General features: G+C 41.3%; 31 protein-coding genes. 20 read left to right on the top strand and 11 right to left on the bottom strand.

Going from position 1 to position 26,735, the window contains the following annotated elements; all coding sequences use genetic code 11:
• The first annotated feature begins 5 nt into the window (after positions 1 to 5).
• Positions 6 to 233 (top strand): YrhC family protein, encoded by a 228-nt coding sequence (locus ACTWPX_RS12995; RefSeq protein WP_128526382.1) that lies wholly within the window; start codon positions 6 to 8, stop codon positions 231 to 233.
• A 46-nt stretch (positions 234 to 279) separates the two neighbouring features.
• Here the strand turns inward: ACTWPX_RS12995 and sigK are convergent, their stop codons facing one another.
• The 8 genes from sigK to ACTWPX_RS13035 form a co-directional block, all read right to left on the bottom strand.
• Positions 280 to 993 (bottom strand): RNA polymerase sporulation sigma factor SigK, encoded by a 714-nt coding sequence (gene sigK / locus ACTWPX_RS13000; RefSeq protein ID WP_128526383.1) that lies wholly within the window; start codon positions 991 to 993, stop codon positions 280 to 282.
• Positions 994 to 1,133: 140 nt separating this feature from the next.
• Positions 1,134 to 1,520: a monovalent cation/H(+) antiporter subunit G gene (gene mnhG, locus ACTWPX_RS13005; RefSeq protein WP_128526384.1), complete on the bottom strand. Its 387-nt coding sequence runs from the start codon at positions 1,518 to 1,520 to the stop codon at positions 1,134 to 1,136.
• Positions 1,501 to 1,812 carry a Na(+)/H(+) antiporter subunit F1 gene (locus ACTWPX_RS13010; RefSeq protein WP_443120137.1) on the bottom strand — a complete coding sequence of 104 codons (312 nt, stop codon included), beginning with the start codon at positions 1,810 to 1,812 and terminating at the stop codon, positions 1,501 to 1,503. Before ACTWPX_RS13010 ends, mnhG begins: the two co-directional genes overlap by 20 nt.
• Positions 1,813 to 2,289 (bottom strand): Na+/H+ antiporter subunit E, encoded by a 477-nt coding sequence (locus tag ACTWPX_RS13015; RefSeq protein ID WP_443120138.1) that lies wholly within the window; start codon positions 2,287 to 2,289, stop codon positions 1,813 to 1,815. It lies immediately after the preceding gene.
• A gap of 6 nt (positions 2,290 to 2,295) precedes the next feature.
• Positions 2,296 to 3,780 carry a Na+/H+ antiporter subunit D gene (locus ACTWPX_RS13020; RefSeq protein ID WP_443120139.1) on the bottom strand — a complete coding sequence of 495 codons (1,485 nt, stop codon included), beginning with the start codon at positions 3,778 to 3,780 and terminating at the stop codon, positions 2,296 to 2,298.
• Positions 3,773 to 4,111 carry a Na(+)/H(+) antiporter subunit C gene (locus ACTWPX_RS13025; RefSeq protein ID WP_443120140.1) on the bottom strand — a complete coding sequence of 113 codons (339 nt, stop codon included), beginning with the start codon at positions 4,109 to 4,111 and terminating at the stop codon, positions 3,773 to 3,775. Before ACTWPX_RS13025 ends, ACTWPX_RS13020 begins: the two co-directional genes overlap by 8 nt.
• A 3-nt stretch (positions 4,112 to 4,114) precedes the next feature.
• Positions 4,115 to 6,451, bottom strand: coding sequence for a Na+/H+ antiporter subunit A (locus tag ACTWPX_RS13030; RefSeq protein WP_443120141.1), 2,337 nt, complete (start codon positions 6,449 to 6,451; stop codon positions 4,115 to 4,117).
• Positions 6,452 to 6,724: 273 nt separating this feature from the next.
• Positions 6,725 to 6,892, bottom strand: a complete 168-nt coding sequence (locus ACTWPX_RS13035) for a sporulation histidine kinase inhibitor Sda (RefSeq protein ID WP_443120142.1) — start codon at positions 6,890 to 6,892, stop codon at positions 6,725 to 6,727.
• Between the two features lie 425 nt (positions 6,893 to 7,317).
• On the opposite strand from ACTWPX_RS13035, the gene ACTWPX_RS13040 reads away from it, so the two are divergent.
• Genes ACTWPX_RS13040 through ACTWPX_RS13075 form a run of 8 tightly spaced genes read left to right on the top strand, consistent with a single transcriptional unit; the run spans position 7,318 to position 12,343 of the window.
• The gene (locus ACTWPX_RS13040) at positions 7,318 to 7,842 is read left to right on the top strand and encodes a YqeG family HAD IIIA-type phosphatase (protein WP_443120143.1); all 525 of its coding nucleotides are present in this window, start codon (positions 7,318 to 7,320) and stop codon (positions 7,840 to 7,842) included.
• The gene (yqeH, locus tag ACTWPX_RS13045; protein WP_443120144.1) at positions 7,842 to 8,942 is read left to right on the top strand and encodes a ribosome biogenesis GTPase YqeH; all 1,101 of its coding nucleotides are present in this window, start codon (positions 7,842 to 7,844) and stop codon (positions 8,940 to 8,942) included. Before ACTWPX_RS13040 ends, yqeH begins: the two co-directional genes overlap by 1 nt.
• 11 nt (positions 8,943 to 8,953) lie before the next feature.
• A complete protein-coding gene (gene aroE, locus ACTWPX_RS13050; protein WP_443120145.1) occupies positions 8,954 to 9,790 on the top strand; it encodes a shikimate dehydrogenase in 837 nt (278 codons plus the stop codon).
• A 1-nt stretch (position 9,791) separates the two neighbouring features.
• A complete protein-coding gene (gene yhbY / locus ACTWPX_RS13055) occupies positions 9,792 to 10,082 on the top strand; it encodes a ribosome assembly RNA-binding protein YhbY (protein ID WP_443120146.1) in 291 nt (96 codons plus the stop codon).
• 12 nt (positions 10,083 to 10,094) lie between these two features.
• The gene (locus ACTWPX_RS13060; protein WP_443120147.1) at positions 10,095 to 10,667 is read left to right on the top strand and encodes a nicotinate-nucleotide adenylyltransferase; all 573 of its coding nucleotides are present in this window, start codon (positions 10,095 to 10,097) and stop codon (positions 10,665 to 10,667) included.
• The gene (gene yqeK / locus ACTWPX_RS13065; protein ID WP_281975937.1) at positions 10,651 to 11,211 is read left to right on the top strand and encodes a bis(5'-nucleosyl)-tetraphosphatase (symmetrical) YqeK; all 561 of its coding nucleotides are present in this window, start codon (positions 10,651 to 10,653) and stop codon (positions 11,209 to 11,211) included. The genes ACTWPX_RS13060 and yqeK overlap by 17 nt, the downstream gene beginning before the upstream one ends.
• A gap of 48 nt (positions 11,212 to 11,259) precedes the next feature.
• Positions 11,260 to 11,613, top strand: coding sequence for a ribosome silencing factor (rsfS, locus tag ACTWPX_RS13070; protein WP_128526395.1), 354 nt, complete (start codon positions 11,260 to 11,262; stop codon positions 11,611 to 11,613).
• Between the two features lies 1 nt (position 11,614).
• On the top strand, positions 11,615 to 12,343 hold the full coding sequence (locus ACTWPX_RS13075) for a class I SAM-dependent DNA methyltransferase (protein WP_443120148.1): 729 nt from the start codon (positions 11,615 to 11,617) through the stop codon (positions 12,341 to 12,343).
• 246 nt (positions 12,344 to 12,589) lie between these two features.
• Here the strand turns inward: ACTWPX_RS13075 and comER are convergent, their stop codons facing one another.
• Entirely contained in the window at positions 12,590 to 13,402 is an 813-nt protein-coding gene (gene comER / locus ACTWPX_RS13080; protein ID WP_443120149.1) for a late competence protein ComER, read from the bottom strand.
• A 74-nt stretch (positions 13,403 to 13,476) separates the two neighbouring features.
• On the opposite strand from comER, the gene ACTWPX_RS13085 reads away from it, so the two are divergent.
• Genes ACTWPX_RS13085 through ACTWPX_RS13095 form a run of 3 tightly spaced genes read left to right on the top strand, consistent with a single transcriptional unit; the run spans position 13,477 to position 16,916 of the window.
• The gene (locus ACTWPX_RS13085; protein ID WP_443120150.1) at positions 13,477 to 14,046 is read left to right on the top strand and encodes a helix-hairpin-helix domain-containing protein; all 570 of its coding nucleotides are present in this window, start codon (positions 13,477 to 13,479) and stop codon (positions 14,044 to 14,046) included.
• 59 nt (positions 14,047 to 14,105) lie between these two features.
• On the top strand, positions 14,106 to 14,660 hold the full coding sequence (locus ACTWPX_RS13090) for a ComE operon protein 2 (RefSeq protein ID WP_128526398.1): 555 nt from the start codon (positions 14,106 to 14,108) through the stop codon (positions 14,658 to 14,660).
• Positions 14,661 to 14,666: 6 nt separating this feature from the next.
• The gene (locus ACTWPX_RS13095) at positions 14,667 to 16,916 is read left to right on the top strand and encodes a DNA internalization-related competence protein ComEC/Rec2 (protein WP_443120151.1); all 2,250 of its coding nucleotides are present in this window, start codon (positions 14,667 to 14,669) and stop codon (positions 16,914 to 16,916) included.
• A gap of 41 nt (positions 16,917 to 16,957) precedes the next feature.
• Here the strand turns inward: ACTWPX_RS13095 and ACTWPX_RS13100 are convergent, their stop codons facing one another.
• On the bottom strand, positions 16,958 to 17,092 hold the full coding sequence (locus ACTWPX_RS13100) for a YqzM family protein (protein WP_128526400.1): 135 nt from the start codon (positions 17,090 to 17,092) through the stop codon (positions 16,958 to 16,960).
• 347 nt (positions 17,093 to 17,439) lie between these two features.
• On the opposite strand from ACTWPX_RS13100, the gene holA reads away from it, so the two are divergent.
• Positions 17,440 to 18,459 (top strand): DNA polymerase III subunit delta, encoded by a 1,020-nt coding sequence (gene holA / locus ACTWPX_RS13105; RefSeq protein ID WP_443120152.1) that lies wholly within the window; start codon positions 17,440 to 17,442, stop codon positions 18,457 to 18,459.
• Between the two features lie 158 nt (positions 18,460 to 18,617).
• On the opposite strand, the gene rpsT is transcribed toward holA, so the two are convergent.
• On the bottom strand, positions 18,618 to 18,878 hold the full coding sequence (gene rpsT, locus ACTWPX_RS13110; RefSeq protein ID WP_128526402.1) for a 30S ribosomal protein S20: 261 nt from the start codon (positions 18,876 to 18,878) through the stop codon (positions 18,618 to 18,620).
• A 160-nt stretch (positions 18,879 to 19,038) separates the two neighbouring features.
• Between rpsT and gpr the strand changes: the two genes are divergently transcribed.
• From gpr to grpE, 7 genes are all read left to right on the top strand, one after another.
• Entirely contained in the window at positions 19,039 to 20,130 is a 1,092-nt protein-coding gene (gene gpr / locus ACTWPX_RS13115) for a GPR endopeptidase (protein WP_281975943.1), read from the top strand.
• Positions 20,131 to 20,207: 77 nt separating this feature from the next.
• Positions 20,208 to 21,377, top strand: coding sequence for a stage II sporulation protein P (spoIIP, locus tag ACTWPX_RS13120; protein ID WP_443120153.1), 1,170 nt, complete (start codon positions 20,208 to 20,210; stop codon positions 21,375 to 21,377).
• Positions 21,378 to 21,395: 18 nt separating this feature from the next.
• Entirely contained in the window at positions 21,396 to 21,725 is a 330-nt protein-coding gene (locus ACTWPX_RS13125; RefSeq protein ID WP_443120154.1) for a hypothetical protein, read from the top strand.
• A 184-nt stretch (positions 21,726 to 21,909) separates the two neighbouring features.
• Complete coding sequence (gene lepA / locus ACTWPX_RS13130) at positions 21,910 to 23,724, top strand: translation elongation factor 4 (protein ID WP_443120155.1); 1,815 nt, start codon at positions 21,910 to 21,912, stop codon at positions 23,722 to 23,724.
• A 70-nt stretch (positions 23,725 to 23,794) separates the two neighbouring features.
• The gene (gene hemW, locus ACTWPX_RS13135) at positions 23,795 to 24,934 is read left to right on the top strand and encodes a radical SAM family heme chaperone HemW (RefSeq protein WP_443120156.1); all 1,140 of its coding nucleotides are present in this window, start codon (positions 23,795 to 23,797) and stop codon (positions 24,932 to 24,934) included.
• Positions 24,935 to 25,034: 100 nt separating this feature from the next.
• The gene (gene hrcA, locus ACTWPX_RS13140) at positions 25,035 to 26,057 is read left to right on the top strand and encodes a heat-inducible transcriptional repressor HrcA (RefSeq protein ID WP_443120157.1); all 1,023 of its coding nucleotides are present in this window, start codon (positions 25,035 to 25,037) and stop codon (positions 26,055 to 26,057) included.
• A 124-nt stretch (positions 26,058 to 26,181) separates the two neighbouring features.
• On the top strand, positions 26,182 to 26,718 hold the full coding sequence (gene grpE, locus ACTWPX_RS13145) for a nucleotide exchange factor GrpE (RefSeq protein WP_443120158.1): 537 nt from the start codon (positions 26,182 to 26,184) through the stop codon (positions 26,716 to 26,718).
• Positions 26,719 to 26,735 lie beyond the last annotated feature (17 nt).

A 26,735-nucleotide genomic window follows, 5' to 3' on the forward strand; every position in this document is an offset into this window, starting at 1 on the left:
ATAAGGTGAAATCTACCGAATGGATGAAAAAGAAAATAATAGACTACAAACGTTTTATTATGACATTGCTGATTTTCAGCAGCTATTTATATATTGGTACATTGATCAGTATTTATGAATATCACACGAATGCTCATCTTTATCTTTACCCGGTTATCGCTTCAGCCTTGATCACTTCATTGATCATGACTATGAAGATAAGAAAATGGCAAAAGGGTACAGCCGAGGAATAAAACCACTCAGCCACTGCAATCTATAAAAAGATGGTAGTGGCTTTTTTTAGCTTTTTTTTCCTTGTTTGCTCTGTTTATAAAACTCATGAAAAATTTTCATTAATGCTCTTTTTTCAATTCTTGAAACATAACTTCTTGATATCCCCAGCTCTTTAGCTATTTCCCGCTGCGTCTTTTCTTCGGTCTGATTCAGTCCGTAACGGAAGATGATAACCTCTTTTTCCCTTTCATCAAGGACCGTGATGAAGTCTTTTATTTTTTCAAGTTCCATATGGAGTTGGATTTCCTCTACAATATCCGTGACATCTGCTTGAAGGATATCCAATAAATTAAGCTCATTGCCCTCCTTATCGTGTCCGATAGGGTCTTGGAGGGAAACATCCTTATTCATCTTTTTCGTTGATCTCAGGTGCATGAGAATCTCATTTTCGATACATCTCGCTGCATAGGTGGCGAGTTTCGTTCCTTTTCCAGTGGAATAGCTCTCGATGCCCTTAATTAATCCGATGGTCCCGATAGAAATAAGGTCTTCAAAATCTTCTTTTGTATTTTCGAATTTCTTGACAATGTGAGCGACAAGTCGCAGGTTGTGCTCGATCAATTTGTTACGTGCATCGTGACTCCCTTCTTGCATCAATTGGAGCTGTTTAGCTTCTTCTTCTGAAGACAGCGGGTTAGGAAACGCTTGGTTTTTCACATAAGACATGAAAAAGAGGGACTCTTTAAAGAAATATAGGATGGAAGCGATCAGGCTGCTCATGGACGCACCTCCTCATGGATTAGGCAATGGCCTACAACATACTTATGTGTCAGAGAGGCTGTCTGTGCTTGTCTGTAAATAAATATAATAATCATATCCACAAAAAAATGCCTCCATTCTTTGGAGGCATTAAAAACGGTCTATTGATCAGGTGCTTGTCTTTTTTGCTCTTCTTTCAGCACTTCTGCGTATTCATCTTTCACACTGTTCTCCCAAAGAGGCACACCACTGCGATATGCTGCTCTTGAGATCATGTGGCCGGAAACAGGAGCCGTCAACAGTACGAAAAGAATTCCAAGTAACAATTTACCACTGACGATGTCATGTTCGACATATAGGAACAAGAAGGCCCCTATCATTATACCGGCTACTCCGAGTGTGGAACTTTTTGTAGCGGCATGAAGACGTGTGTAAACATCTGGGAAACGCAGGATGCCAATCGAACCTGAAATAAGGAAAAAAGTGCCCATCAGTAAGGACAAGCAAATGATGATGTCGAAAATTAAATTAATCCAAGTCCCGCTCAATGATAACACCCTTTTCTAAGAATTTCGCCAAGCCGACTGTCCCGATAAACAATAAAATCCCTATCAAGAGGACGACATCATTGAACTTAGTCGTAACGAGCAGGATGGCGATCAATCCTGCAATAGCCATCAAATTCACACCGATGATATCTAAAGCAACGGCTCTGTCCGGATTTGTGGGGCCGATGGTTGCACGGTATAACAGCATTATGATTGAAATGGCGACCGCGACGATGGAGATAGTGGCTGATAATTCAATCAACTTTTGAGTGACATCCAGAATTTCATCCATTTAGCGTGTCACCTCCATAATTCGTTTCTCGAAAGTGTTTTTGATTTCACTCACAGACTCTTGAACATCTGGCATGTCCATAGCATGTATGAAGATCTTTGTATGATCTTCACTGACAACGACAGAAAGAGTGCCAGGTGTCAACGAAATCAGATTAGCAAGTAAAGTGATTTCAAAATTGGTTTTTACATCAATCGGCAACGCGAAAATCCCCGGCTGCATATTCATTTTGGGTTTATATACATGCTTCACGATGTCAATGTTTGAGAGAACGAGCTCCCTGATAAATAATAAAATAAGCTTGAAAAACCGCCATGCACGTTTCATATAAAATGAATCCGGTACGAACCGCTGTAAAAAGAACAGCAAAATAATACCTAAGATATATCCAACTAAGAAAGTAGTGAAGTTGTACGTTTCACTCAGAAACATCCACATGATTGCAATAACAATGTTTAATACAATTTGTAAAGGCATCAGCTTCTACTCCTTTAACACAGAATCAATGTAGATTTCCGGATCCATCAAATACTGAGCGATCGATTCGATTGTCGGGAAGAACAACTCGGCTCCGACACCTAATAGAACGGATAATGTCAACAATCCAGCTGCAGGCCAGGCCATCCGTGAACCCTTCTTCTTTCGCTCGGGGATCGGTATATCCATTTTTTCGCCCCAATAACCACGGATGAAGATGCGCATCATGGAGAATAAAATTAGTAAGCTGGAAATCAAAGATACGATGACGATCATGATTTCCTCCTGCCCTAAACCTCCACGAATTAGCTGGAGTTTCCCTATAAACCCACTGAAGGGCGGGATACCGGCTAATACGAGAGAAGCTATGAACATCAACCACCCAAGGACAGGGTAATGATGGATCAGTCCACCCATCTTCCTCAAATCAGATGTGCCTGCGACATACGCGGTTGCCCCGACAAGTAAGAAAAGAACTCCCTTGATAATCATGTCATGGACCAGGTAATAGATGGTTCCGCTAATGGATACTTCTGTAAAAATACCAATCCCCATCAGCATGAAACCCACTGCAGGAATAATGTTATAAGCTACGATCAGCTTAATGTTATTCGTAGATAATGCACCGACTACACCGAAGATCATCGTAAATGCTGCCAAATAAATGAATAAGGTGTGAGTCAATGGCACCTCTTGATTAAATATTAAAGTGAACGTACGAAGTATCGAATAGACGCCTACCTTAGTAAGCAGGGCACCGAACAATGCTGATACAACCGGGTTCGGTGAAATGTATGGACGAGGCAGCCAATAGTAAAGCGGAAAAACCGCAGCTTTTGTCGCAAACACGAAAAAGAATAGAATCGCAATGGTTGTCAAGACCCCTTGTTGTTCTACCTCCTGGACACGTTGAGCAACCTGGGCCATATTGACGGTCCCTACAACTGAATAAAGAAAAGCGATAGTTGTAACGAACAACATGGAAGAAAACAAGTTGATCAGCACGTATTTAATGGATTCACGAAGCTGTGCTTTTCCATTCCCCAACACGATTAAACCATAGGAAGCCATGAGAAGGACTTCAAAGAAAACAAATAAGTTGAATAGGTCTCCTGTTAAGAAGGCGCCGCTCACACCTGATATTAAAATAAAGAAGAAACTATAGAAATAGAACGATTCTTCTTTATCAGAAAGAGATTGAGGTGCGAAGAAAACACAAGCGACTGCAATGATGTTCGTTGTCAAAACAAGCGTCATCGCAAGTAAGTCACCGACAAGAACAATCCCGAATGGTGCCGACCAGCTACCTACTTCTAAAACAATTGAACCTTCTTGCTGTACTTGAAAGAAAACCCAGCCGACAACAAGTAGATTGACAATGGCAATAAGTTTAGAAATGGTTCGGACGATGGATGTTTTTTTGTGTATGAATGCCACGAAAATGCCGGCTAATAGTGGCAATAAAATTGGTAATACTGCTAAATTACTCATAATCGTTACCCCTCAATTGTTCCATATTATCGGTACCATTGATTTTAGCTGCCCGATAAGCTAATACGAGTAGAAGACTAGTAACACCGAAACTTATGACGATCGATGTCAAAATCAAAGCTTGCGGGAGTGGGTCTGTATAATTTTCGACACCTTTCGTCAATACCGGTGGAGCGCCCGTTTTCAGTCTTCCCATCGTTAGGATGAAGAGGTGGGCCCCATGGGAAATGAGGGCCGTACCGATGATAATCCTCAATAATTGTTTTTGAAGGAGGTTATAGACACCTGTTGTGAAAAGTAGACCGGCAAGTACGGCCATGATGATTTCCATATTTTATTCCTCCCCCTTAGACTTTCTCAATCGAATCAGGGCAAAGATCGCCATCGCAGCGAGTCCTAATACGACGATCTCGAATAATGTATCCAAGCCACGGAAATCGACAAGAATAACGTTAACAATGTTATCTCCCCCTCCAAGTTTGTAGGAGTTGTCTATGAAGTATTGGGAGATTGGATCGAAAAACTTGCTGCTATGTGATGAAATGGCGACCATCGTCATCATTGCACCGAAACCAATAGATATGATCAGGTTCAATGCTTTCGTACTCATAGGCTCATCTTTTTTCTTAAGTTTAGGTAAGTGATAAAAGACGAGTAAGAATAAAGCGACAGTTACAGTTTCCACAATCAATTGAGTGAGAGCAAGGTCAGGCGCCCGGTATAAGACGAATAACATGGATAAGCCGTAACCGACGACGCCTAAAATCAAGATTGCTGCAATACGATTATTCGTCAATACGGTACCGATTGCAGCAATAACCATTGTTACAGCTACCAGAATTTCAGGAGCAGTGATTTGAGCCACATTTGATGTATCAATTGTAAAGCCACCGGTTACTGCCATAAAAGCGAACGTAATGATAATAATCGCAGCTAATATCAAGCGCATATAACGGCCTAGTGATCCATTCATATAACCTTTTGTAATGGTGGCAGAGTAGCTTTCAATCCGATCGACAGCTCCATCGTAAACCTTGTTCATGCTGAGAACTCCCGGAACTACCCGGTATACCGGTTGCCAGATCTTTCTTGATAGGGCAAGAATCGTACCGAATACGACGACGGCCAGCGACATTATAAACGGTGGGATGAATCCATGCCAGAAATAAATATCTTTCGGTTTTAAGCTTGCCCCGTTCACAGCATCAGCAGCATGGGCGATAAATGAACCATTAACCAAGTTCGGAAATATACCGATGATGATCACCCCTGCGACTAAGATGATCGGTGAAACAAGCATACCCCAAGGAGCTTCATGAGGTTTCTTCGGCAGCTCGTCTAATTGAGGCTTGCCGCGGAAGGTTCCGAAAAAGAAATACATCGAATAAACGAATGTGAATATGCTTCCGAATACAGCTAAATATGGAATAGCCGATTGCAGGAAACCTGAAATATCGGTGCCTGCAGATTCAAGGTGTAAAGAAGCTTCAAAGAACATCTCTTTACTATAGAAACCATTCAAGAATGGTAAAGGGACACCAGCCATTGAAAACGAAGCAAGGACAGCTAGAGTCGCTGTCATAGGCATATAAGTCATTAACCCGCCTAGTTTACGTATATCTCTTGTGCCAGCTTCGTGATCGACGATTCCTGCAATCATAAACAGACTTCCTTTGAAGGTTGCGTGGTTTAAAATATGGAAGACCGCACCGAAGAGAGCAGCTTCCGTGCCGAATCCAAGCATGGCCATGATCATACCTAACTGACTGATGGTAGAAAAGGCAAGTATACCTTTTAAGTCTGTTTGACGCACAGCCATGTAGGAGCCCCAGCATAAAGTTACAATACCTGCTGAAGATACAATGATGAAAAACCATTCATTAGCCGATAGCATAGGTGAATAGCGGGCCACTAAATAAAGACCTGCTTTTACCATTGTCGCTGAGTGTAGATAGGCACTGACAGGGGTCGGTGCTTCCATTGCGTCAGGTAACCAAATATGAAAAGGGAACTGCGCTGACTTGGTAAAAGCTCCAAGCAATAGTAAACCGAGTATTAAGGGGAAATACTCACTATTCAGAATCAGTTGCTGTTGATCAATCATTCCTTGAATACTTGTCGTATTTGTGAGCACACTCATGAAGATGAGAGCCCCTAGTAGACTCAACCCTCCGAAAACGGTGATGAGCATTGATTTCAAGGCACCATATCTGGATTCTTTTTTGTAATTCCAAAAACCGATCAACAAGAAGGAAGAGAGCGATGTAAACTCCCAGAAACTATAAAGTGCGAATATGTTATCTGATAAGACGACCCCGAGCATAGATCCCATAAAAATGAGAAAGTATACATAAAAATGTCCCAGTTGCTCCGATTTATGTAGGTAAAAAATCGAATAAAAGGCAACTAGGGCGCCAATTCCACTAATTAGAAGTACGAATAATAAGCTTAAACCATCAAGGTGGAAGACCATATTCATATCCAATGAAGGAATCCATGAATACTCCTGCACGACGGGTTCAAACCCTGTCCCTAAAAAACGGGCAAAATAAATAAAAATAACCGCAGGCACGATAGTTACAAAGAAACCTGGGTGAAGTTTATCTTTCCATTTGCTTAAGAATGGAATGAAAATAGCAATGATAAAAGGCAATAATACAGCCACCAACATGTGGAATGTTCCTCCCTTGACTTATGTTTCATCTATCTATGGATTAGGATGATCGAAATGATGTATTCACCCAATTGTAATCAAAAAGAGGGTGATTGTTCAACTGTGGCAATCCAGATAAGTCGCTGGGCAGTCACCATTTAGTCTTCCCATATAAATAAGAAGAGACACATCATTTCGAAAAATAAAAAAGTCGCAAAAAAAATCTCGTCTGCTTCTATCAGACGAGATTTTGTGTCGATTAAAGTAAATATGTGTCATTTTTGAGGTTAGTCAACCGACTTGGAAGATGTAGTCTTCTATAAGATGCTGGATGGATCGTTTTTGGATTTCCCTTTTGATTTGGTCTATGAATTCTTTAGAAAGGTTGAGTTCAATGGCTTTGTGGTAAGATTGTATAAGTAGGGAATCAGATAATTGCTTCATGCCGCTGTCACACATGTGACAGTCACCTCCCGGGTAATTGAAATCTATGAACGAGACAAATTTAATGTATTCTTACCTTATCATGACCTTAAATTCGCCACAATATGGAAGTTATCTACAAGAAAATGTAGATAACTTTTGGGAAAAGTTAATTAATTGAGTGATAACAAAGGTGTTACTGTGTGGAAAATGTGTATAAACTTATCCACAGCCTATTTTTGTCAGTATTTGTCGAACGATTTTTGTTCTTTTATGAGCGAGTTTTAATTGACGAAAAGTTTGAATCAGTCTGAAAATATGACATTTTTACAAGTTGAACCGTTTAGTTAGTGAATGAGCTGCTTTCATAAATTCAGACACTTTTTGAAACATGCCGTAATTTTGTATATGATGGTGAAGGAGATTTTGCCGTTGTATGAAGAGATGGAGTGAATGAATATATGTTAAAAAAATTTCTACCAAATGAACATGTTCCCAGTGTATTTGACATTGACCCGAACGAATTGAAAGAAAAAGGGATAAAAGGAGTAATTACTGACCTTGATAATACCCTGGTCGCCTGGGATGTGGCAGATGCAACCGAAGATATAAAAACATGGTTTCAAAAAATGAATGATCATGGCATTCAAGTGACGATCGCCTCAAATAATAAAGAAGCCCGCGTCAAACTATTTTCTGAGCCATTGGACACGACTTTTATATATAGTGCTAGAAAACCATTATCCAAAGCCTTTAAAAAAGCTCAAAAGAAGATGGAGCTTACCAAGAGTGAAATTGTTGTAGTCGGGGATCAACTTCTTACAGATGTATTAGGTGGGAATACTGCCGGATTTTATACAATCTTAGTTGTACCTATTGTAGAAACAGATGGATTTATAACAAGGATCAACAGGAAGATTGAACGGAGAATATTGAATTGGATGAGAAGAAAAGGGAAAATAACATGGCAGAGGAGAGATCAATAATGGCAGATATACAATGCCAGGGTTGTGGTGCAGTTATTCAAACAACCAATCCAGAAGAAGCGGGCTATGCACCTGCATCGGCACTGGAACGAGAAGATATCATATGTAAACGTTGTTTCCGGTTGAAACATTATAATGAAGTGCAGGACGTGCCATATCAAGATGATGATTTCTTGGAAATGTTGAATCAAATCAGTGAAACAGATGGACTGATCATCCAGTTGGTGGATATTTTTGATTTTAATGGTAGTTTCATTTCAGGATTGAAAAGATTGACAGGCAATAACCCTGTTGTGCTTGTAGGAAACAAAATGGATGTATTACCGAAATCGGTCAATCCGGGAAAGGTGAAACATTGGTTGAGACGTTCTGCCAAGGAAAATGGATTGGATGTGGAAGATGTTTTCCTGATCTCGGCTGAAAAGAACCAGGGTATCGAAGAGCTGTCTCAAGCAATCGATCGTTACCGAAAAGGCCGGGATGTCTATGTAGTAGGAACGACCAATGTGGGGAAATCAACTTTCATCAACACATTGATTTCAAATACTTCAGGAGAGAAGGATGCAATCACAACCTCTTACTTCCCTGGGACCACCCTCGGTTTCATCGATATACCCCTGGACGAAAAGAGTTCCTTGTTTGACACTCCAGGTGTGATTCACCGCCACCAAATGGCTCATTACGTGTCAGATAAGGATTTGAAATTGATTACACCAAGAAAAGAAGTGAAACCGAAAGTGTATCAGCTGAATGAAGGTCAAACCCTTTATTTCGGAGGACTGGCAAGACTTGATTTTGCCTCGGGTGAACGCAGTTCTTTTGTTTGTTATCTTTCAAATGAGATGAATATTCATCGAACGAAAATGGAAAAAGCAGATGAACTTTATAACAATCATGTCGGAGAGTTGTTGTCACCACCTGATGAAGAGTCATTAGCGAAATTACCTCCATTAAAGGGCCATACCTTGAAAGTAAGGGAAGATAAGATGGATATTGTATTCTCAGGATTAGGATGGGTAACTGTTCCGGAAGGGGACGTAACCGTAACTGCATATGTACCTGAAGGTGTGAAAGTATCCTTGAGAGAGTCTTTGATATAGGAGGGGATCATTTGTACAAACTAGGTTTAATCGGCTACCCGATCGGTCATTCATCATCTCCTTGGATTCATGAGCAATTAATGAAGCAGCAAGGGGTCCAGGGGAAATATGACTTGTTGGAAATTCACCCAGATAAATTCGATGAAGAGATTTCATCATTAAAAGAAAAAGGACTGGATGGTTTTAACGTTACGGTTCCTTTTAAAGAAAAAATCATTCCTCACCTGGATGCCATCGATGAAAGTGCTCTCCACCTTGGTGCTGTTAACACAGTAAAACGTACGGAAAATGGGTGGATCGGATATAATACGGATGGGAGCGGGTTTGTACACTCCTTGAAAAACCGCTTCCCTGACATTTTCCAAAGTGGTTCAAAAGCTCTCCTTTTAGGTAGTGGTGGAGCTGCAAGAGGTATTTATGAAGCTTTGACTGGATCAGGGATGGATTCTGTAGATATAGCGAACAGAACGATAGGCAGAGCTGAGGAAGTGATTGAACAAATCTCTTCCCGAGCACAAGCTGAGGCCCTGACATTAGCAGAAGCAGAAGAGTCGTTGGGCAGCTATGACCTTGTGGTTCAAACTACCACTGTAGGGATGAGTCCAAATGATCAGCAAACCATTATACGCCTGAATCGCTTGACAAAAGGGACGGTTGTAAGCGATATTGTTTATCGACCGATGAAGACGAAATTTTTAAAGGAAGCTGAGATAAATGGGGCGAGGGTCCATTATGGACACGAAATGTTGTTGCAGCAAGCCGTGTATGCATTTAAGATATGGACAGATACAGAACCTGAGGCTTTGCCCCTGCTCGATAAATTCGAACAAAAATTGAAAGGGGTATAGGATGTTAACTAGTAAACAGAAGAAGCATTTGCGGAAAGCCTCCCATAATGTACAACCGATCTTCCAAGTAGGGAAGGCTGGCGTTAATGAGAATATGACAACACAGATTAATGAAGCATTAGAGAAAAGAGAACTTATCAAGGTAAGTGTCTTACAAAACTGCTTCGAAGATAACAATCAAGTAGCTGATGAGATCGTTGAAGCCACTGACGCTCATATTGTACAAGTAATTGGAAACACGGTTATCCTTTACAAAGAATCTGAAGAAAACAAACAAATCGAATTACCGTAAAGGAGAGGCGATATGAATAGAGTCGGAATACTCGGGGGTACTTTCGATCCACCACATCAAGGTCATTTAATTATGGCTGAGTATGCTTTAGAAGAAATGGACTTAGATGAGGTTTGGTTTATGCCCTCCTTTATCCCCCCTCATAAGCAGGAATCTGCTACGGATGCGAATGCCCGTTTGAAAATGGTCGAATTGGCGACCAAGGATCATCCTGAATTCAGGGTTTGTGATGTTGAATTAATGAGAAAAGGTACATCATATACGGTGGATACCATGACTTATTTAAAACAGCAATACCCTGAGCTCGCCTTTTACTTTATCATTGGAGGCGATATGGTGGAGCACCTATCGAAATGGAACCGAGTTGATGAATTGCAGCAAATGGTTGAATTCATAGGTGTTGTGCGCCCAGGTTATGAGTGGAGTGATGAGATTCCTGTCCACTTCATAGATATTCCATCTATAGATATCTCTTCGACAGTGGTCAGGGAGAGGGTAACAAGTGGGAAGAGCGCCCGGTATTTGATTCCGGATGCAGTCGATTCCTATATAAAGGAGCATCACTTGTATGGAAATAACTCGTGAACAAGCTTTAGAGTATGTTCGTCCCTTTTTGAAAAAGGAAAGGTATGAACATACGGTGAGAGTGACGGATGAAGCAATAAAGCTGGCAGAACGCTTTGGAGCGGATGTCAAGAAAGCGGAAACCGCTGCAGCCCTCCATGACTATGCGAAATATAAGCCTCGGGACCTGATGAGACGGTGGATCCAGGAAGATCGGCGCTTACCTAAAGATTTATTGGATTATCATCATGAACTATGGCATGGTCCAGTAGGTGCGTTAATGTTGGAACGTGAAATCGGTCTTGATGATGGAGATGTAATATCAGCGATTTCCTGTCATACTACAGGAAAAAAACATATGGCAAAACTGGAAAAAGTAGTGTTTTTAGCTGATTACATCGAGCCTGGCCGGGATTTCCCCGGTGTTCATGAAGTTCGTGAAATTGCAGAAACTAACCTGGACAAAGCCTGTTCTTTAGCATTGAAGAATACGATTGTTTTTTTGATTCGTATGGAAAGAACCGTTTATCCGGACACGTTCCATGCATATAATGATTTAATATGATCTTTTGATCATGGTAGATAGAGATAGGAATGAAAAGGGAGGAAACCCATGGAAAGTAAAGAATTAGTGACCCTAGCGGCACAAGCATGTGATGAAAAGAGAGCGAATGATATTGTTGTTTTAGATATGGCAGAAGTATCCTTGATTGCAGATTATTTCTTGATTTGTGAAGGGTCTAATGAGCGACAGGTGCAAGCGATCGCCAGAGAATTGAAAAATCAAGCAGAAGAAAATGGGATTGATGTTAAACGTATGGAAGGATTCGAACAAGCGCGGTGGATTTTAGTGGATTTAAACGGAGTCGTCTGCCATATTTTCCACAAGGATGAACGTCATTATTACAATCTTGAGAGACTTTGGGGTGACGCTTCCTCAGTAGCCGTAGAGGGGCTTGAAGGTTAAGATGAGTTATGGTGAGATGGCTTTGGTTTATGATCGGCTGATGAAGGACGCACCTTATGATCTCTGGGTGGAGTTTACGAAGCAAATGATCGGGGATTATCAGCCTGATACCCGTACAATTCTTGATATAGGTTGCGGTACAGGTGAAATTACTCATCGGCTACAACAAATTGGCTTTCAACTGACAGGGGTGGATTTATCCTCTGATATGCTGACAGTCGCCCAGCAAAAAGACCCTCGTGCGAATATTCAATGGCTCAAGCAGGATATGACGAACCTGGAAGGCTTGGACCAATTTGATTGTGTCATCAGCTACTGTGATGTTTTCAATTATTTAGTCGAAGAATCCCAGGTGAAATGCGCGTTTGAGAATATATATGACGCCCTTCATTCTGACGGTTTGTTCTTGTTTGACGTCCATTCTTTAGAGCATATTCATAATGATTTGAGTGGTGCAACATTCGCGCAGGTCCACGACGATTTATCCTATGTATGGTTTTGTGATCCTGGTGAAGAAGATAACAGCATCGTCCATGATTTGACCTTCTTTGTGCAATCAGGGGAAATTTATCAACGATTTGATGAAGTTCATCACCAACGTGGGTATATGCTAGATGATTTGAAAAACTGGCTTGAAGACACAGGCTTCTTGATTCAACAAATCAGTGCTGATTTTAACAGGCATTATTCCACAGAGGGAGAGCGTTGGTTGTTTGTCTGTAAAAAATAATGTGTGAGAAAGAGTCCGGTTATAACCGGACTCTTTTTTAATATCAGTAACAAAAAATACTTCCAGCCTGGCATCTTATGCTACATCTGTCATATTCAGTTCTGCACCTAGTCCCGCGAGGCTTAAAGACCATCCGAAGAGTGAAAGACGAGAGCTTCACTTTACGACTGTCTTAAGCTTGTGGAGGTTGAACGAAGTCCTTCTATTTTTATTTAGCAGGATTTTCCCAGTTTTTGTCGAATAAGATTATTGTAAGTCAATGTTCTTTTTATCTTCTTTATGTTTGTTCTGTGTCGCTTGAAACATTTTGTGAAACAGTGGCCCTATGTGATCCTCAAGTGCCTGTAAACCTTCTCCTGTCACTCCGCCTTTTACTGTCACCTTCTCCATCAATTCATCTAACGTCATGATTCTTTGTGAGAGCAGCTCTCCCAGTCCAATCATCATATTTTCTGACAATGCCGTCGCTTTTTGTTCAGGCAGCCCAGCGACATCCCCCGCTGCTTTAATCCATTCGCTCAGTAAGTAACTGATGAACGCAGGACCGCATGAAACAATATCAGATGCCACTCGTATATGCTCTTCTTCCACCTCGATAGGAGTGGAGATCTGTTGAAAAGTAGTGAGAAGTAATTGCCGGTATTTTTCATTGATTCTGGAACCGAAAGTGAACAAGCTGACTCCTGCCAATGCATGATTGGTAATGGAGGGTACGATTCGTGCGACTTGACATGGTGTAGCTTTTTCGAGTTGTTTTACCGCTACGGGACTAGTGATGGATACAAGGCACTGATTTTCTGTCCAATCTTCTTTTAGCGAGTCAATGATGTCTTTATAATGATGTGGTTTTACACAAATGAAGAGAATTTCGCTTGTCTTTTGAAGCGATATCAGGTCTTTGGCTACATTTAAATTTGGAAATTCTTCTTGAAGATCTTCCGCTTTTTTCAATGTTCTATTATAGATCGTTAAATCATGAGCGGGAATGGCCCCGCTTTTGATAAGACTGGTCGTAAGCATACTCCCCATATTCCCAGTTCCGATGATTCCCCATTTCATTGGAATCCCTCCCTTTGTGATTACCTATATATCCTTATTCTAAAAAAATGGAAATATGAAAGAAGGTTACTTTCATGAACCTAGTCAAAAAATATGGGTGGATATTAGCCATTATATTGATTGCAGGTGTCATTTATTTGCAAACCCCTCGATCGGAAACGAGTAAAGTTGTCAATCAGCAATCAGACTTTCATAAAGCTGAAAATGAAGTGAAGGATCCAGAAATCATGAAAGTCGATGTGAAAGGTGAGGTCGTCCGTCCGGGTGTTTATTCAGTTCAATCGGGGACGAGGGTGGATGATGTTATTAAAGAGGCAGGAGGGTTGACGTCAAAGGCTGACGCCTCAAGCGTGAACCTGGCACAAAAGCTTCAAGATGAAATGGTGATCCATGTGACATCTTTGATCATGAATGGAGAAGGCAGTCCCAGTCAGATTGATGTGGCTAGCACAAAAATAAGCATCAATCGAGCAACAGCAGATGAGATTGAATCTTTGAATGGCATAGGTCCGTCTAAAGCTGCAGCAATTGTCCAATATAGAGAAGAGAACGGTCCTTTTTCATCAGTAGAGGATTTAGTGGAAGTACCTGGTATTGGAGAAAAAACGGTAGAAGCCTTCAAGGATAAGATCCGTGTTCCGTGAGTATTTGACTGAATTCCAAGTGCAGAGTACACTAAATGAAAAAAGCAGGGGGATACATAATGGAACGTATTTCGTGGGACCAGTATTTCATGGCACAAAGTTATTTGCTTAAATCAAGAAGCACCTGTCAACGGCTCGCTGTAGGAGCCGTTATCGTAAGGGATAAAAGGATGATTGCCGGTGGTTACAATGGGAGTGTCTCTGGAGGAGTACATTGTATTGATGAAGGGTGTTATGTCGTAGAGGGGCATTGTGTCCGTACAATCCATGCAGAGATGAATGCTCTCCTGCAATGCTCTAAATTCGGTGTCGCTACAGAAGCTGCTGAAATATACGTGACTCATTTCCCTTGTCTTCATTGTACAAAAGCAATCATCCAAGCAGGCCTCAAAGCAGTATACTACAGTGAAGATTATAAAAATGATCCGTATGCGATTGAACTCCTGCAACAATCTGGCGTAAGGATGCAAAAAGTACCGGTAGAGATTGAGCCTATGCAAATCGAACAACAACAGGTGGTAGCTCAATTATTAAGGAAACTGGAAGCGTATGACGACCCTGATTTTCAAAAGTTGAATGAAGAAGCGGAACATTTATTCCGCAATACCGAATAAGTGTTCATGAAAGGATTCTGGCACATCCCCGCACTGGCCTTTGTGCTGGGCGGGGTTGCTGCCATTCAAACAGGATGGTCATTTTATGTACTTCTAATGATGGTTCTATTGTGGATATCTTTGTACCATAAGCGCCTTGCCCTTTTTATGGTGATCCTCTTATTTTTTGTGTTTGGTTGGCACTATTTACCCTCTCCTTCAGAAACAAAACCTTCTTCAAGCTTTTCTGGAGCAACTATATCCTCAGTCATAGAAGAAACCTCTCACACCTTCCAGATGATACTGAAACATGAAAGTGGTGAAAAGTTCCAGCTGGTTTACTATAAAAATGAGGATCAGGACCAGAACGTTCCTCCTGATTGGCATCACGGAGCTGTTTGTAATGGTTTCGGAGATGCAGAGCCTTTTGCCCGTGCGACAAATCCAGGTCAATTTGATTATCGTGTTTATATGTTAAACAAAGGGGTGCACAGTCGGATAATATTAGATGATGTCGAAGATCTCCATTGTGAAGGAAGATCATATCTCAGTTACTTGAATGTGTGGAGAGATCAAGTAATGAGAAAAGTGAAGGCCACTGTTTACCCGGGTTCTTATGGTTGGATAAAAGCGCTTATATTCGGGGAAACGGATGAGTTGAATGAGGATACCATCGATTGGTTTCGGGAATTCAATTTGTCTCATATTTTAGCGATTTCAGGGTTGCACGTAGGATTGACAATTGGCAGTCTTTACTTTGTCATCTATAGAATGGGCGTCGGAACTCGCAGGCAAGCCCAGTTTTTTGTTCTCCTTCTGTTACCTGTTTACGGTTTTCTTGCTGGGGCCGCACCTTCAGTTATTCGAGCCTCCCTCATGGCATTGATTCTGCTCTTACTAACATTAATCAACCGGAAAATCCCTCTCACAGATATCCTCTCGGTTGTTGCGTTCTTACTTCTTTTGTTAAACCCCTTCTATTTTCATCAAATCGGTTTTCAATTTTCTTTCCTGGTGACTTTCAGTTTGATCCTGTCACTTTCTATTTTTAAACAGTATGAAAGTACATGGATGCAGTCTGTTGTCATCAGTCTTGTCAGTCAATTTTCTATTTTAGCTTTACAAATTCACTATTTTTATGAAATTCAGCCTTTTTCTCTATTCGTGAACCTCATTCTCGTGCCTTATTTTTCATTTATTGTCATTCCGGTTGTATTGATTTTGTTTATTTCCTGCTTGGTTCTTCCTGTATTTTCTTATTCTCTTTCCTTCGTACTAGTCGAGGGCCATGAGAAATTGCTGTCAATGATTCAGGTGGGGACCCGATTCCTTGATTTTCAGTGGGTAATCGGTGAAGTTACTCCCATTTACATCTTTTTTTATACAATCATCTTTATCTTCATGATGAAATGGTGGGGAGAGAGAAAACACGGCTTAGCTTTTTTTGCTGGGGTGTCTGCTGTAAGTGTTTTGATACTTTATAGTGCTTCCCCTTACTTATCACCTAAAGGAACGGTTACGATGCTTGATGTAGGCCAAGGAGACGCTTTTGTAATCGAACTCCCCTACAGGCGTGGAGTGATTATGGTGGATGCGGCTGGGCCGCCGGTATTTAACGAAAATCAAAAGAAAACCGCAGACCAGGTGATTCTGCCTTTTCTAAAGTCGAAAGGCATCGATCACATGAATGCTATGTTCATTTCTCATCAAGATTCCGACCATAGTGGAAGCGCCCCTTTTATCTTAAATGAAATCGACGTCGAACAAATTATTGTGAGTCAATATTATGTAAGTCAATGGAGCGGAGAGGATACTCTTCGTGTAGAAGCAGGTGATCGTATTTCGGTTGCCGGTCATGTTTTTCATGTTCTTCATCCTGGAGATGACCAAGGAGAACCGAATGATAATTCTTTGGTTCTGGATAGCATGATTGGGGGTAAGAGATGGTTGTTCACCGGAGATATCTCCACGAAAGTCGAGGATATTATATTAAAAAAACACTCTTCCTTATGGGTGGATGTATTGAAAGTAGGGCATCATGGAAGTCGAACTTCGACCTCTCGTGCATGGGTGGATCGTCTTAATCCTGAAATAGCCTTGATCTCAGCTGGAGTGGATAACCGATATGGGCATCCGCACGCCGAAGTGACTGAACGCTTAGAAAAGCGAGGGGTTTTGCTATTAGAAACAAACCGACACGGAGCTGTCCAGTTCATTTTCTCTGGGCAAAGTGGAACGTTTTCTCCTTATTTCCCGTATAATGCGAGCAGAGAATAAAAAAAGACTGCCAGGACAGCAGCCTTCAGGTTTTGTATTCATTATTGTCCGATAACTGAAAATACGACTCCGATAAAGAAAATGACGAAGAAGAAAACAAATGAAAATACAAACCCTAACCCAGAGTCGATCACGTCATTAGTTTTGGATTGAATATCGTTTTTGAACTCGTTCATTGTTACCCCTCCTATATCAATTACTAAGTATAGTCCATTCTCAAGCAAAAATCTACATTCTTGTCGAAGGAAATCAAAATTCATCCCCAATTCATAGCATTCCCACACCTAGCAAGACTTGTCACATATAATTATTTCAGAAGCGGTCAAACTAAACGCAAGAGAGGAACAACATCGTCCTCTCCAAAAGCTTCCGGGGCTTTTGGAATGGCGTTTATATAGATGGTTCATACGGCGACGGCAGGTCACTATTTTGACAGATGTCTTATTGCGACATAAAATAGTGACACTGACTCCCCTTTACGGGGTCGCCGTATTCTTTTTTATGAAGGAAGGAAATAACCTTTATGGTCAATGTAAAACAATCACAGGTATATTTATTATATGGAGAAGAATCATATCTCATACAAGAGAATAAGAATAAAATCATAAAACAAACCTTGAAAAAAGAAGATCGAGAATTCAATGTTTCTCAATATGACTTAGAAGAAGTTCCAGTGGAAGATGTCGTCACAGATGCAGAAACTTTCCCTTTTTTAGGGGATGGAAAAGTTGTTATTGCTTTTCACCCTGTTTTCTTAAAAGCTAAGCCGGATAAACTGTCATTCGAGCATGATGTTGAGGCACTGCTTGAATACATCCAAAATCCTGCTGAATACACGGTCTTAGTAATAGTTGCCCCATATGAGAAGTTGGATGAACGGAAAAAAGTTTTCAAGCAATTGAAAAAGCATGGAGAAGTGATCAACTGTCAACCCGTTAAAGAATGGGATATCGACAAGTGGATCCAAACTCTTGCGAATGAACTACATATTACAGTCCCTGAAGAAATTCATGAATTGTTCACTCAAGAAATAGGTGCCAATTTGATGGCATTGAGGAAGGAAATGGAAAAACTCGCCCTGAATGTTGGTGAAGGTGGTGTCGTAACCAAAGAATTGGCTGAACAACTGCTTTCTCATAGTGCGGAAGCTTCTGGCCTCAAGCTGGTGGATGCAGTTATGGAAAAAGACTTAGGAAGAGCGATACGTATTTATAAAGACTTGGAAAAGTTGAATGAAGAGCCGATCGCGTTAACTGCTTTATTGGCTTCTCAGTTCCGCATTATCAATCAGGCAAAAGTATTGAAACAAAAAGGTTACGCACAAAATCAAATGAAAGGTTACATCAAAGCACACCCGTATGTAATAAAAATGGCTATGAAACGGGAGCGGTTTTTTACAAATCAAGAATTGAACCAAATTATAGAACAGCTAGCAGAAACGGATTATACACTGAAACAGGGGAGAATGGAGAAATCTCTAGCCTTTGAAATGCTGCTTTATAAGTTGATTCACATTAAACAAAATCAACCGATTACTTCTTGAAGGAATTGCTATCCTTCATGCTCTTGGTCAGAAAAAATGATCAACTATGCTTATTACAGATAAAAAGAAGCCCTACTCATCTGAGTAGGGCTTCTTTTACATGAAAAACGATCCGTTCAAAGGGAAGGATCGTTTGTTGGTCATAAATCACAAATTAATTATAATGCGTTAACTAATTTAGTTAGGCGAGATTTTTTGCGGTCCCCGTTATTTTGTGGAAGGGCACCACGTTGAACAGCTTTGTCGATTTTCTTAACAGCTGTAGGAAGGGCTTCTTTCGCACTCTCTACATCCTTGCTTTCAACAAGCTTTTCTACACGTTTAACGGCTGTACGCATATCAGATTTGAATGCTGCGTTCAGAGAACGAGCGTCATCGTTCAAACGTACACGTTTTTTCGCTGATTTAATATTAGGCATAGTTTCACCTCCTAGGTAAAAACAAAAGACTCATTCATATCGAACAAGAGACATTTTACCAGAGCGGAGAGCCGTTTTCAATACTTATGTGTATCCTCTTCGCTGATTTGCATAGTTTCAACCTAAATGGGAGAAGATGGTTTTAAGGAGGTCGAAGCGTATGGAAGAACAATTCAAATACACATTAAGAACAGACCTGGCGCTTGAGGCTCAGGAAATGAATGTCAAAGATGATCCTTCCTCTTCAGATTCAGATGGTGTCCAGGTACGCGAAAATGAAAAAAATGATATAAAAATTACTTATGTAACGGTTGATGAAGCAGGTGCCGAACGCATAGGGAAGAAGGCTGGCCATTACGTTACACTTGAATCCTTAGCCATTCGTAAACAGGATACGGATTTACAGGCCAATCTGGCGAAAAGCGTATCTTCCCAACTCCGTCAACTTTTGAATGAATGTGGGATCAAGGATATGGATCGTGGATTGATCGTAGGTCTTGGAAACCATAATATCACCCCGGATGCTTTAGGCCCTCTTGTTACAGAAAAAGTATTGGTGACAAGTCATTTATTCGAGCTTCATCCTGAAACAGTGGCAGAAGGGTACCGTCCTGTTTCAGCTGTCACACCAGGGGTGATGGGCGTGACGGGGATTGAGACGAGTGATATGGTACACGGAATAATTGAAGAAACGAAGCCAGACTTCGTTCTTGTCATCGATGCTCTTGCTTCTCGTTCGATCAATCGTATCAATGCTACCATTCAACTTTCTGACACGGGGATTCACCCAGGGTCAGGCGTTGGTAATAAACGAAAAGAAATCAGCCGCGAAACTTATGGAATTCCTGTTATTTCGATCGGTGTACCTACAGTCGTAGATGCGGTGACGATAACAAGTGATACCATCGATTATGTCCTGAAACATTTCGGTCGGGAATGGAAGGAAAAGGATCGGCCATCCAATGCTCTCTCACCGGCTATGAATCCATTCGAAAGAAAAACTTTGACCGAAGAAGATCACCCCAATGAAGAACAAAGCAAGGCTGTTTTAGGGATGTTTGGACAATTAGAAGATACAGAGAAGAAACAGTTGATCAAGGAAGTTCTCACACCGCTGGGGCATAATCTGATGGTCACGCCAAAAGAAGTAGATAGTTTTATCAAAGATATGGCACATGTAATTGCCACGGGAATCAATGGTGCATTACATCCAGGAGTCGAAGATGGAGAAGCCCAATCGTACTCCCGCTAAAACTTAATAGAGGTCGGTTCTATTAAAATCCTCTCTTTCATACCATTTACTAGATAGAGTATGAGGAGAGGATTTTTATGTCTCAATACCCGAAATGGAAGAAGAATCGGACGAGTTATATGAAACAAGGGACAGGATGGGCCATCATAGCGATCACGGTTCTGATTTTATTATTCATTGGTATCGGTATATTAACCGGGGCGAAAACGACGTACCGGCTTTATTCCGATACGATCCAGGAGTGGACGACTAAGCTTGAAGGGAGTGCTTTTCTTTATTTGTTTGAAATGGAAAACCGTTCTTTCAAGGATGCTCACCCAGAGGGCAACCGCATACCTGGTTTAGGGACATTATCTTTTCAGCTTCTTACAAGCCTAACGCCTAATGACCCTCGAAGTCTTCTAGGGAGAGAAATCCCCGGATTATCTTCCTACAACAGTCAAATCATCATCGCTGGGGAGGGGACGGACTATTCAACGCTCCCTATCGAATCGGAACCTCCGATGATTGTCGATGAGAGGGGAGAAGTGGGAGATGTTGAGGAAGAGAAAGAAGATAAAGAAGATAAAGAAGATAAAGATCAAACGGAGGAGAAACCATTAGGAGAAGAGGATATTTATATTTTTCACACCCACAATACCGAATCCTTTTATCCTCACCTCCCGGACAAATCTACAGCTTATGACGGGAAAGTGAATATTACTCTTGTCGGTGAACGTTTAGGGGAGAGTTTAGAAGAAAAAGGAATAGGAACCATCGTGGATAAAACAGATATTGCTTCACTACTGAATGAAAAAGGGATGAAGCATTATCAATCATATGATGCCATGCGGCCTGTAGTGGAAGAAGCAATTAGTCAAAATGATGGACTCAAATATTTCTTCGACCTTCACAGGGATTCTATTTCAAGGGAACATACGACGACAACGATCAACGGCAAGGAATATGCCCGCTTCGCATTCGTTATAGGTGCTGAACATCCCAAATACGAACAAAATTTAAAGTTCGCCTCAGAGCTGCACCAACGTCTTGAAGATAAATATCCAGGAATAAGTCGTGGTGTCATTACTAAAAAGGGAGCAGGTGTAGATGGAGTTTATAATCAGGACTTACACCCCAATGCAATAGTGATTGAATTCGGTGGTGTGAATAATCACCTTGATGAACTATACCGTTCCGCGGATATCATGGCTGAAGTATTCAGTGAATATTACTTTGAAGATGAAAAAGTAAACTCAGAATCATAAACAGTGGGAGGGGTACAAATGAAGTGGATTGCAGGTGTTTTATTAGTGGGAGCGGTTTTTATAGCAGGAGCTTTCTATGGTATAGATAAAAATAGTGAAAAAACGGAAGAGGAGCCGGTAGTCGTAACCACACAGCCAGAGCCAGATCCTGAGCGAAGGGCTGGACAAAAACCTGAAAAAGAAGCGATAATAGAAAATTCTGCTGAGAACCACTGTGCCCCCCCGTATATAGAAGATGAAGTTCCATGGATTTCAAGGCTGGCTGGTGGAGTAGGGGAAGGGATAGCAGTCAGTTTCAATGGAGTAATCGTAGTCCTTTCCGAAATGATTCAGTCCGGGTCTTCTTAAAAACAGAAGAACTGGGTGTTTAGAGAGGGGGGTGCTTGAACTGTAGGTGGAGCATATCTTTGTTAAAGATTGTTATTTCACATACCGCTCAAAAACACCCTCTGCACTAAACATTGAATAATCTTACTAGTATTGCTATAATCAACCTAGATATTTGTGTCGAATTCAGTAGGAGTGATTTAAGTTGACAACAGAATCAAAACAGCAGAGGGTCCGCAATTTTTCGATTATCGCCCATATCGACCACGGGAAATCGACACTTGCTGATCGTATTTTAGAAAAAACAAAAGCGTTGACTCAAAGGGAAATGAAAGAACAATTCCTGGATGCAATGGATTTAGAACGTGAACGTGGAATTACGATTAAGTTGAATGCAGTTCAATTGAACTATGAAGCCAATAGTGGAGATGATTATACCTTTCATTTAATCGATACTCCAGGACACGTCGACTTTACATATGAGGTTTCCCGGAGTTTAGCAGCTTGTGAGGGGGCAATCCTCGTTGTCGATGCAGCCCAGGGGATTGAAGCACAAACGTTGGCGAATGTGTATTTAGCACTGGAAAATGATTTGGAAATCATTCCGGTTATCAATAAAATTGACTTGCCAGGCGCAGATCCAGAACGTATTAAACAAGAAATAGAAGATGTCATCGGAATCGATGCTTCGCATGCCATCCTTGCTTCCGCTAAAGAAGGGGTGGGGATTGATGAGATTTTAGAGCGAATCGTAACAGATATCCCAGCTCCAGATGGAAATGCGAATGACCCGACAAAAGCATTGATTTTCGACTCCCTTTACGATTCTTACCGCGGTGTTGTCGCGTATACTTGTGTGCGGGAAGGCTCCATCAAGATCGGGGACAAAATTCGGATGATGGCAACCGGGAAAGAGTTTGAGGTCAACGAGCTAGGCGTCTTCCGCCCGACTCCAACTCCTTTGAAGGAATTGAATGTCGGAGATGTTGGTTATTTGACTGCTTCCATCAAAAACATTGGAGACAGCCGCGTCGGTGATACAATTACACTGGCAAATAATCCTGCAGCTGAACCACTCCCTGGGTACAAAAAGATGAACCCGATGGTTTTCTGTGGGATGTATCCGGTGGATGCGAATAAATACAATGATTTAAGGGATGCATTAGAGCGGTTAGAACTCAATGATTCTTCCCTTCAATATGAAGCAGAAACCTCTCAGGCTCTCGGTTTCGGTTTCCGTTGTGGATTCTTAGGAATGCTTCACATGGAAATCATTCAAGAGCGGATTGAACGTGAATATAAAATTGATTTGATTACGACAGCACCTAGTGTCATTTATAAAGTGACGATGACGGATGGAACAGAAGCGAATGTTGATAATCCGTCTATGATGCCTGATAACCAGAAGCTTGATGAAGTCCAGGAGCCGTTCGTTAAAGCGACAGTCATGGTCCCTCACGATTATGTCGGACCTGTAATGGAAATTTGTCAGCGCAAACGTGGCAATTTTATGGATATGCAGTATCTGGATGACAATCGTGTCAATATTGTTTATGAAATTCCGCTATCCGAGATTGTCTATGACTTCTTCGATTCTCTGAAGTCACAGACGAAAGGTTACGCTTCTTTTGATTATGAACTGATCGGTTACCGGGTTTCTAATTTGGTGAAAATGGACATTCTCTTAAATGGAGATACCATTGATGCCTTATCCTTTATTGTTCACCGTGATTTTGCATATGAACGCGGCAAGCTCATTGCAGACAAATTGAAAGATTTGATTCCGAGACAGCAATTTGAAGTGCCCGTCCAAGCAGCAATCGGGACTAAGATTGTCGCCCGTACGACCATCAAAGCGATGCGCAAGAACGTACTGTCTAAATGTTATGGGGGGGATATCTCCCGTAAGCGTAAACTCCTTGAAAAGCAGAAAGAAGGGAAGAAACGCATGAAGATGGTCGGTTCAGTAGAAGTCCCGCAAGAGGCCTTCATGTCTGTCCTTGATTTGAATGAAGACTAAACACATGTTAGACAGGGCAAACCGCAGGAGATGATCTCTTGCGGTTTTCCTTATGAAAGGTGGAACATCAATGAAGATCCCATCCGCTTATATACACATTCCTTTTTGCCAACAAATTTGTCATTATTGCGACTTCACTAAGTTCTTTTATAACGAGCGCTTAGCTGATGAATATATGGAAGCATTAGAAAATGAAATCCATACCTATATTCCCGAGGAAAAAGCACAGGTACGTACTATTTTTGTGGGTGGCGGGACACCGACGGCTGTTAATCACAGCCAGCTGAAAAAATTACTGCAAATGATTGATGATCACTTCGATCTTGCCAGTTGTGAAGAATATACATTTGAAGCGAACCCGGGAGATCTAGATCTTGAAAAAGTCCGTTTGCTCAAAAATTATGGCGTGAATAGAATATCTTTAGGTGTGCAGGTTTTTGATGATGAAATGTTAGAAAAAATCGGCCGCGTCCACAAAGTGAAGGATGTTTACACTAATATCGACCGTCTCCTTCAAGTCGGATTATCCAATATCAGCATCGATCTTATGTATGCTCTTCCAGGTCAAACTGTAGAAGATTTTGAAAAGACAATTGATGAAGCCATGCAATTCGGTTTACCGCACTACTCTTCGTATTCTTTACAGATTGAACCGAAAACTGTGTTTTACCAACGTTATAAAAAGGGTACGCTGATCAAGGCTCCTGAAGAAGATGAAGCGCTAATGTATGAGCTCTTACAGCGGAAACTATCTGCAGCAGGGGCGGTTCAATATGAAATCAGCAACTTCGCGAAACCCGGGTTTGAAAGTAAGCACAATCTGACATACTGGAATAATGAGTATTATTACGGAATCGGAGCAGGTGCACATGGCTATCTTCCTGGCAAAAGGACGATCAATCTTCGTCCGCTTCCGGCTTATGTAAAAAAAGCTACTTCCGATGGTATTCCGATTCTTCATGAAGAGCCAATAGGAATAAAGGAAGAGATGGAAGAGCAGATGTTTCTCGGATTACGTAAGACAGAAGGGGTTCTTACCGATCAATTTTATCGTAAATACGGACAAACGATTGTCGATGTATTCGGTCATGCTCTGAGTACTCTTAAAGAGCGTTCTTTAATCGAAGAAAACAGCGGCTATATCCGTATGACTCCAAAGGGGCGGATGTTAGGAAATGAAGTGTTCCAGGAATTTTTGCTGGATGATTAAAAAAAGAGAGGTTTATCCGTTGACATCCCCGACCCCATTTGATAATTTATTATTAGATTTAGCACTCACTACATACGAGTGCTAACAGAGGTGATCATCGATGTTAACAGAGAGACAATTGCTCATTTTGCAAGTCATTATTGATGATTTCATTTTGACCGCCCAGCCTGTTGGCTCGCGGTCGATATCCAAAAAAGAAGCCGTGACATTCAGTTCGGCAACGATTCGGAATGAAATGGCTGATTTAGAGGAGTTGGGCTTCATTGAGAAGACACACTCTTCATCAGGAAGGGTCCCTTCTGAACAGGGGTACCGCTTCTATGTAGATCATTTACTTTCACCGTTGCGTCTTTCCAGCCAGGAAATTGTGACAATACGTGATGCTTTCGCTGATAAAATGATGGAATTTGAAAGAGTCGTGCAAAAATCAGCGGGAATATTGTCTGATTTAACGAACTACACCTCCATCATCTTAGGTCCGGAGGTGTTTGAGACAAAATTAAAGCAATTGCAGATTGTTCCTTTATCTGATCAATCTGCCATCGCGATTCTTGTCACAAATACCGGCCATGTGGAACATCGGGCTTTTAATGTGCCAATTGAAATCAAAGGCGAGGATTTAGAAAAAATGGTGAATATCCTGAACAGCAGGCTTCAAGGTGTTCCATTGGTGAAACTGCATGAAAAGCTTTATTCTGAAATTAATGACTTGTTGAAGAAACATACAAGTCAACATGAAGAAGCGTTCTCTTATTTACGTGCAGCTCTCGTGGATGACCACCCCACTAAGCTTTACATCGGTGGTAAAACAAATATTTTGATGCAGCCCGAGTTCAGGGATTTGGATAAGGTGCGCTCACTGTATGCGACTATCGAACAAGAGAGTGAGATGGCTGACTTATTACGGTCAGGTGAAGAAGGAATCCAAGTGAGGATTGGGCAGGAGAACCCATTTGATGCCATGCAGAATTGCAGTTTGATAACGGCTAGTTACCAGCTTGGAAATGAGCAGATTGGTACAATTGCATTGTTAGGGCCGACTCGCATGGAGTATAACCGGATGTTTTCATTGATGAATGTTTTATCTAAGCATATGACGGACACATTTCGTGGTTGGTATTAGAATTGCGGAACACAAAATAGGGTGGGGACAAGTTCCCATCGCTTCTTTTTGTCTATTGCTTTTTCAGGTTATCGATTCATGTTATAGTCAGTAACGGTGTAATGGAAAGTAGGAGGTGGAAGTCGTGGAAGAGAACAAGCAAGAAATCATTGATGAAAAAGATGAACAAAACCAAAGTGAAGATGATTCACAACAGGACGTAGTAGAAGAGAATGGTGAGTTCGAACAACTACGTCAAGAAAAAGAAGAAATCAACAATCGATTGCTTCGTCTGCAAGCGGATTATGATAATTTCCGCCGCAGGACCCAAAAGGAAAAGGAAGCGGATCGGAAATATAGATCGCAAAGCTTAGTAGAAGAGTTGATTCCTGCATTGGATAACTTCGAAAGAGCTTTACAGGTGGAAGTGGATGGCGGATCAGCCAAGAATTTCGCAGAAGGAATGAAAATGGTCTATGACCAATTCAAAGCTGCACTAGAAAAAGAGGGTGTAGAGGAGATTCCAGCAAAAGGCGAAGAATTTGATCCCCACTTGCATCAAGCGATTATGCAAGTCGAAGATGAAAATTATGATTCCAATATCGTAGTAGAAGAATTACAAAAAGGGTATCGCTTAAAAGATCGGGTCATCCGCCCGTCTATGGTGAAAGTGAACCAATAAAAATTGTTTTATAGAAT

This window comes from Halobacillus sp. H74 (assembly GCF_052246715.1).
Classification (GTDB): domain Bacteria; phylum Bacillota; class Bacilli; order Bacillales; family Halobacillaceae; genus Halobacillus; species Halobacillus litoralis_A.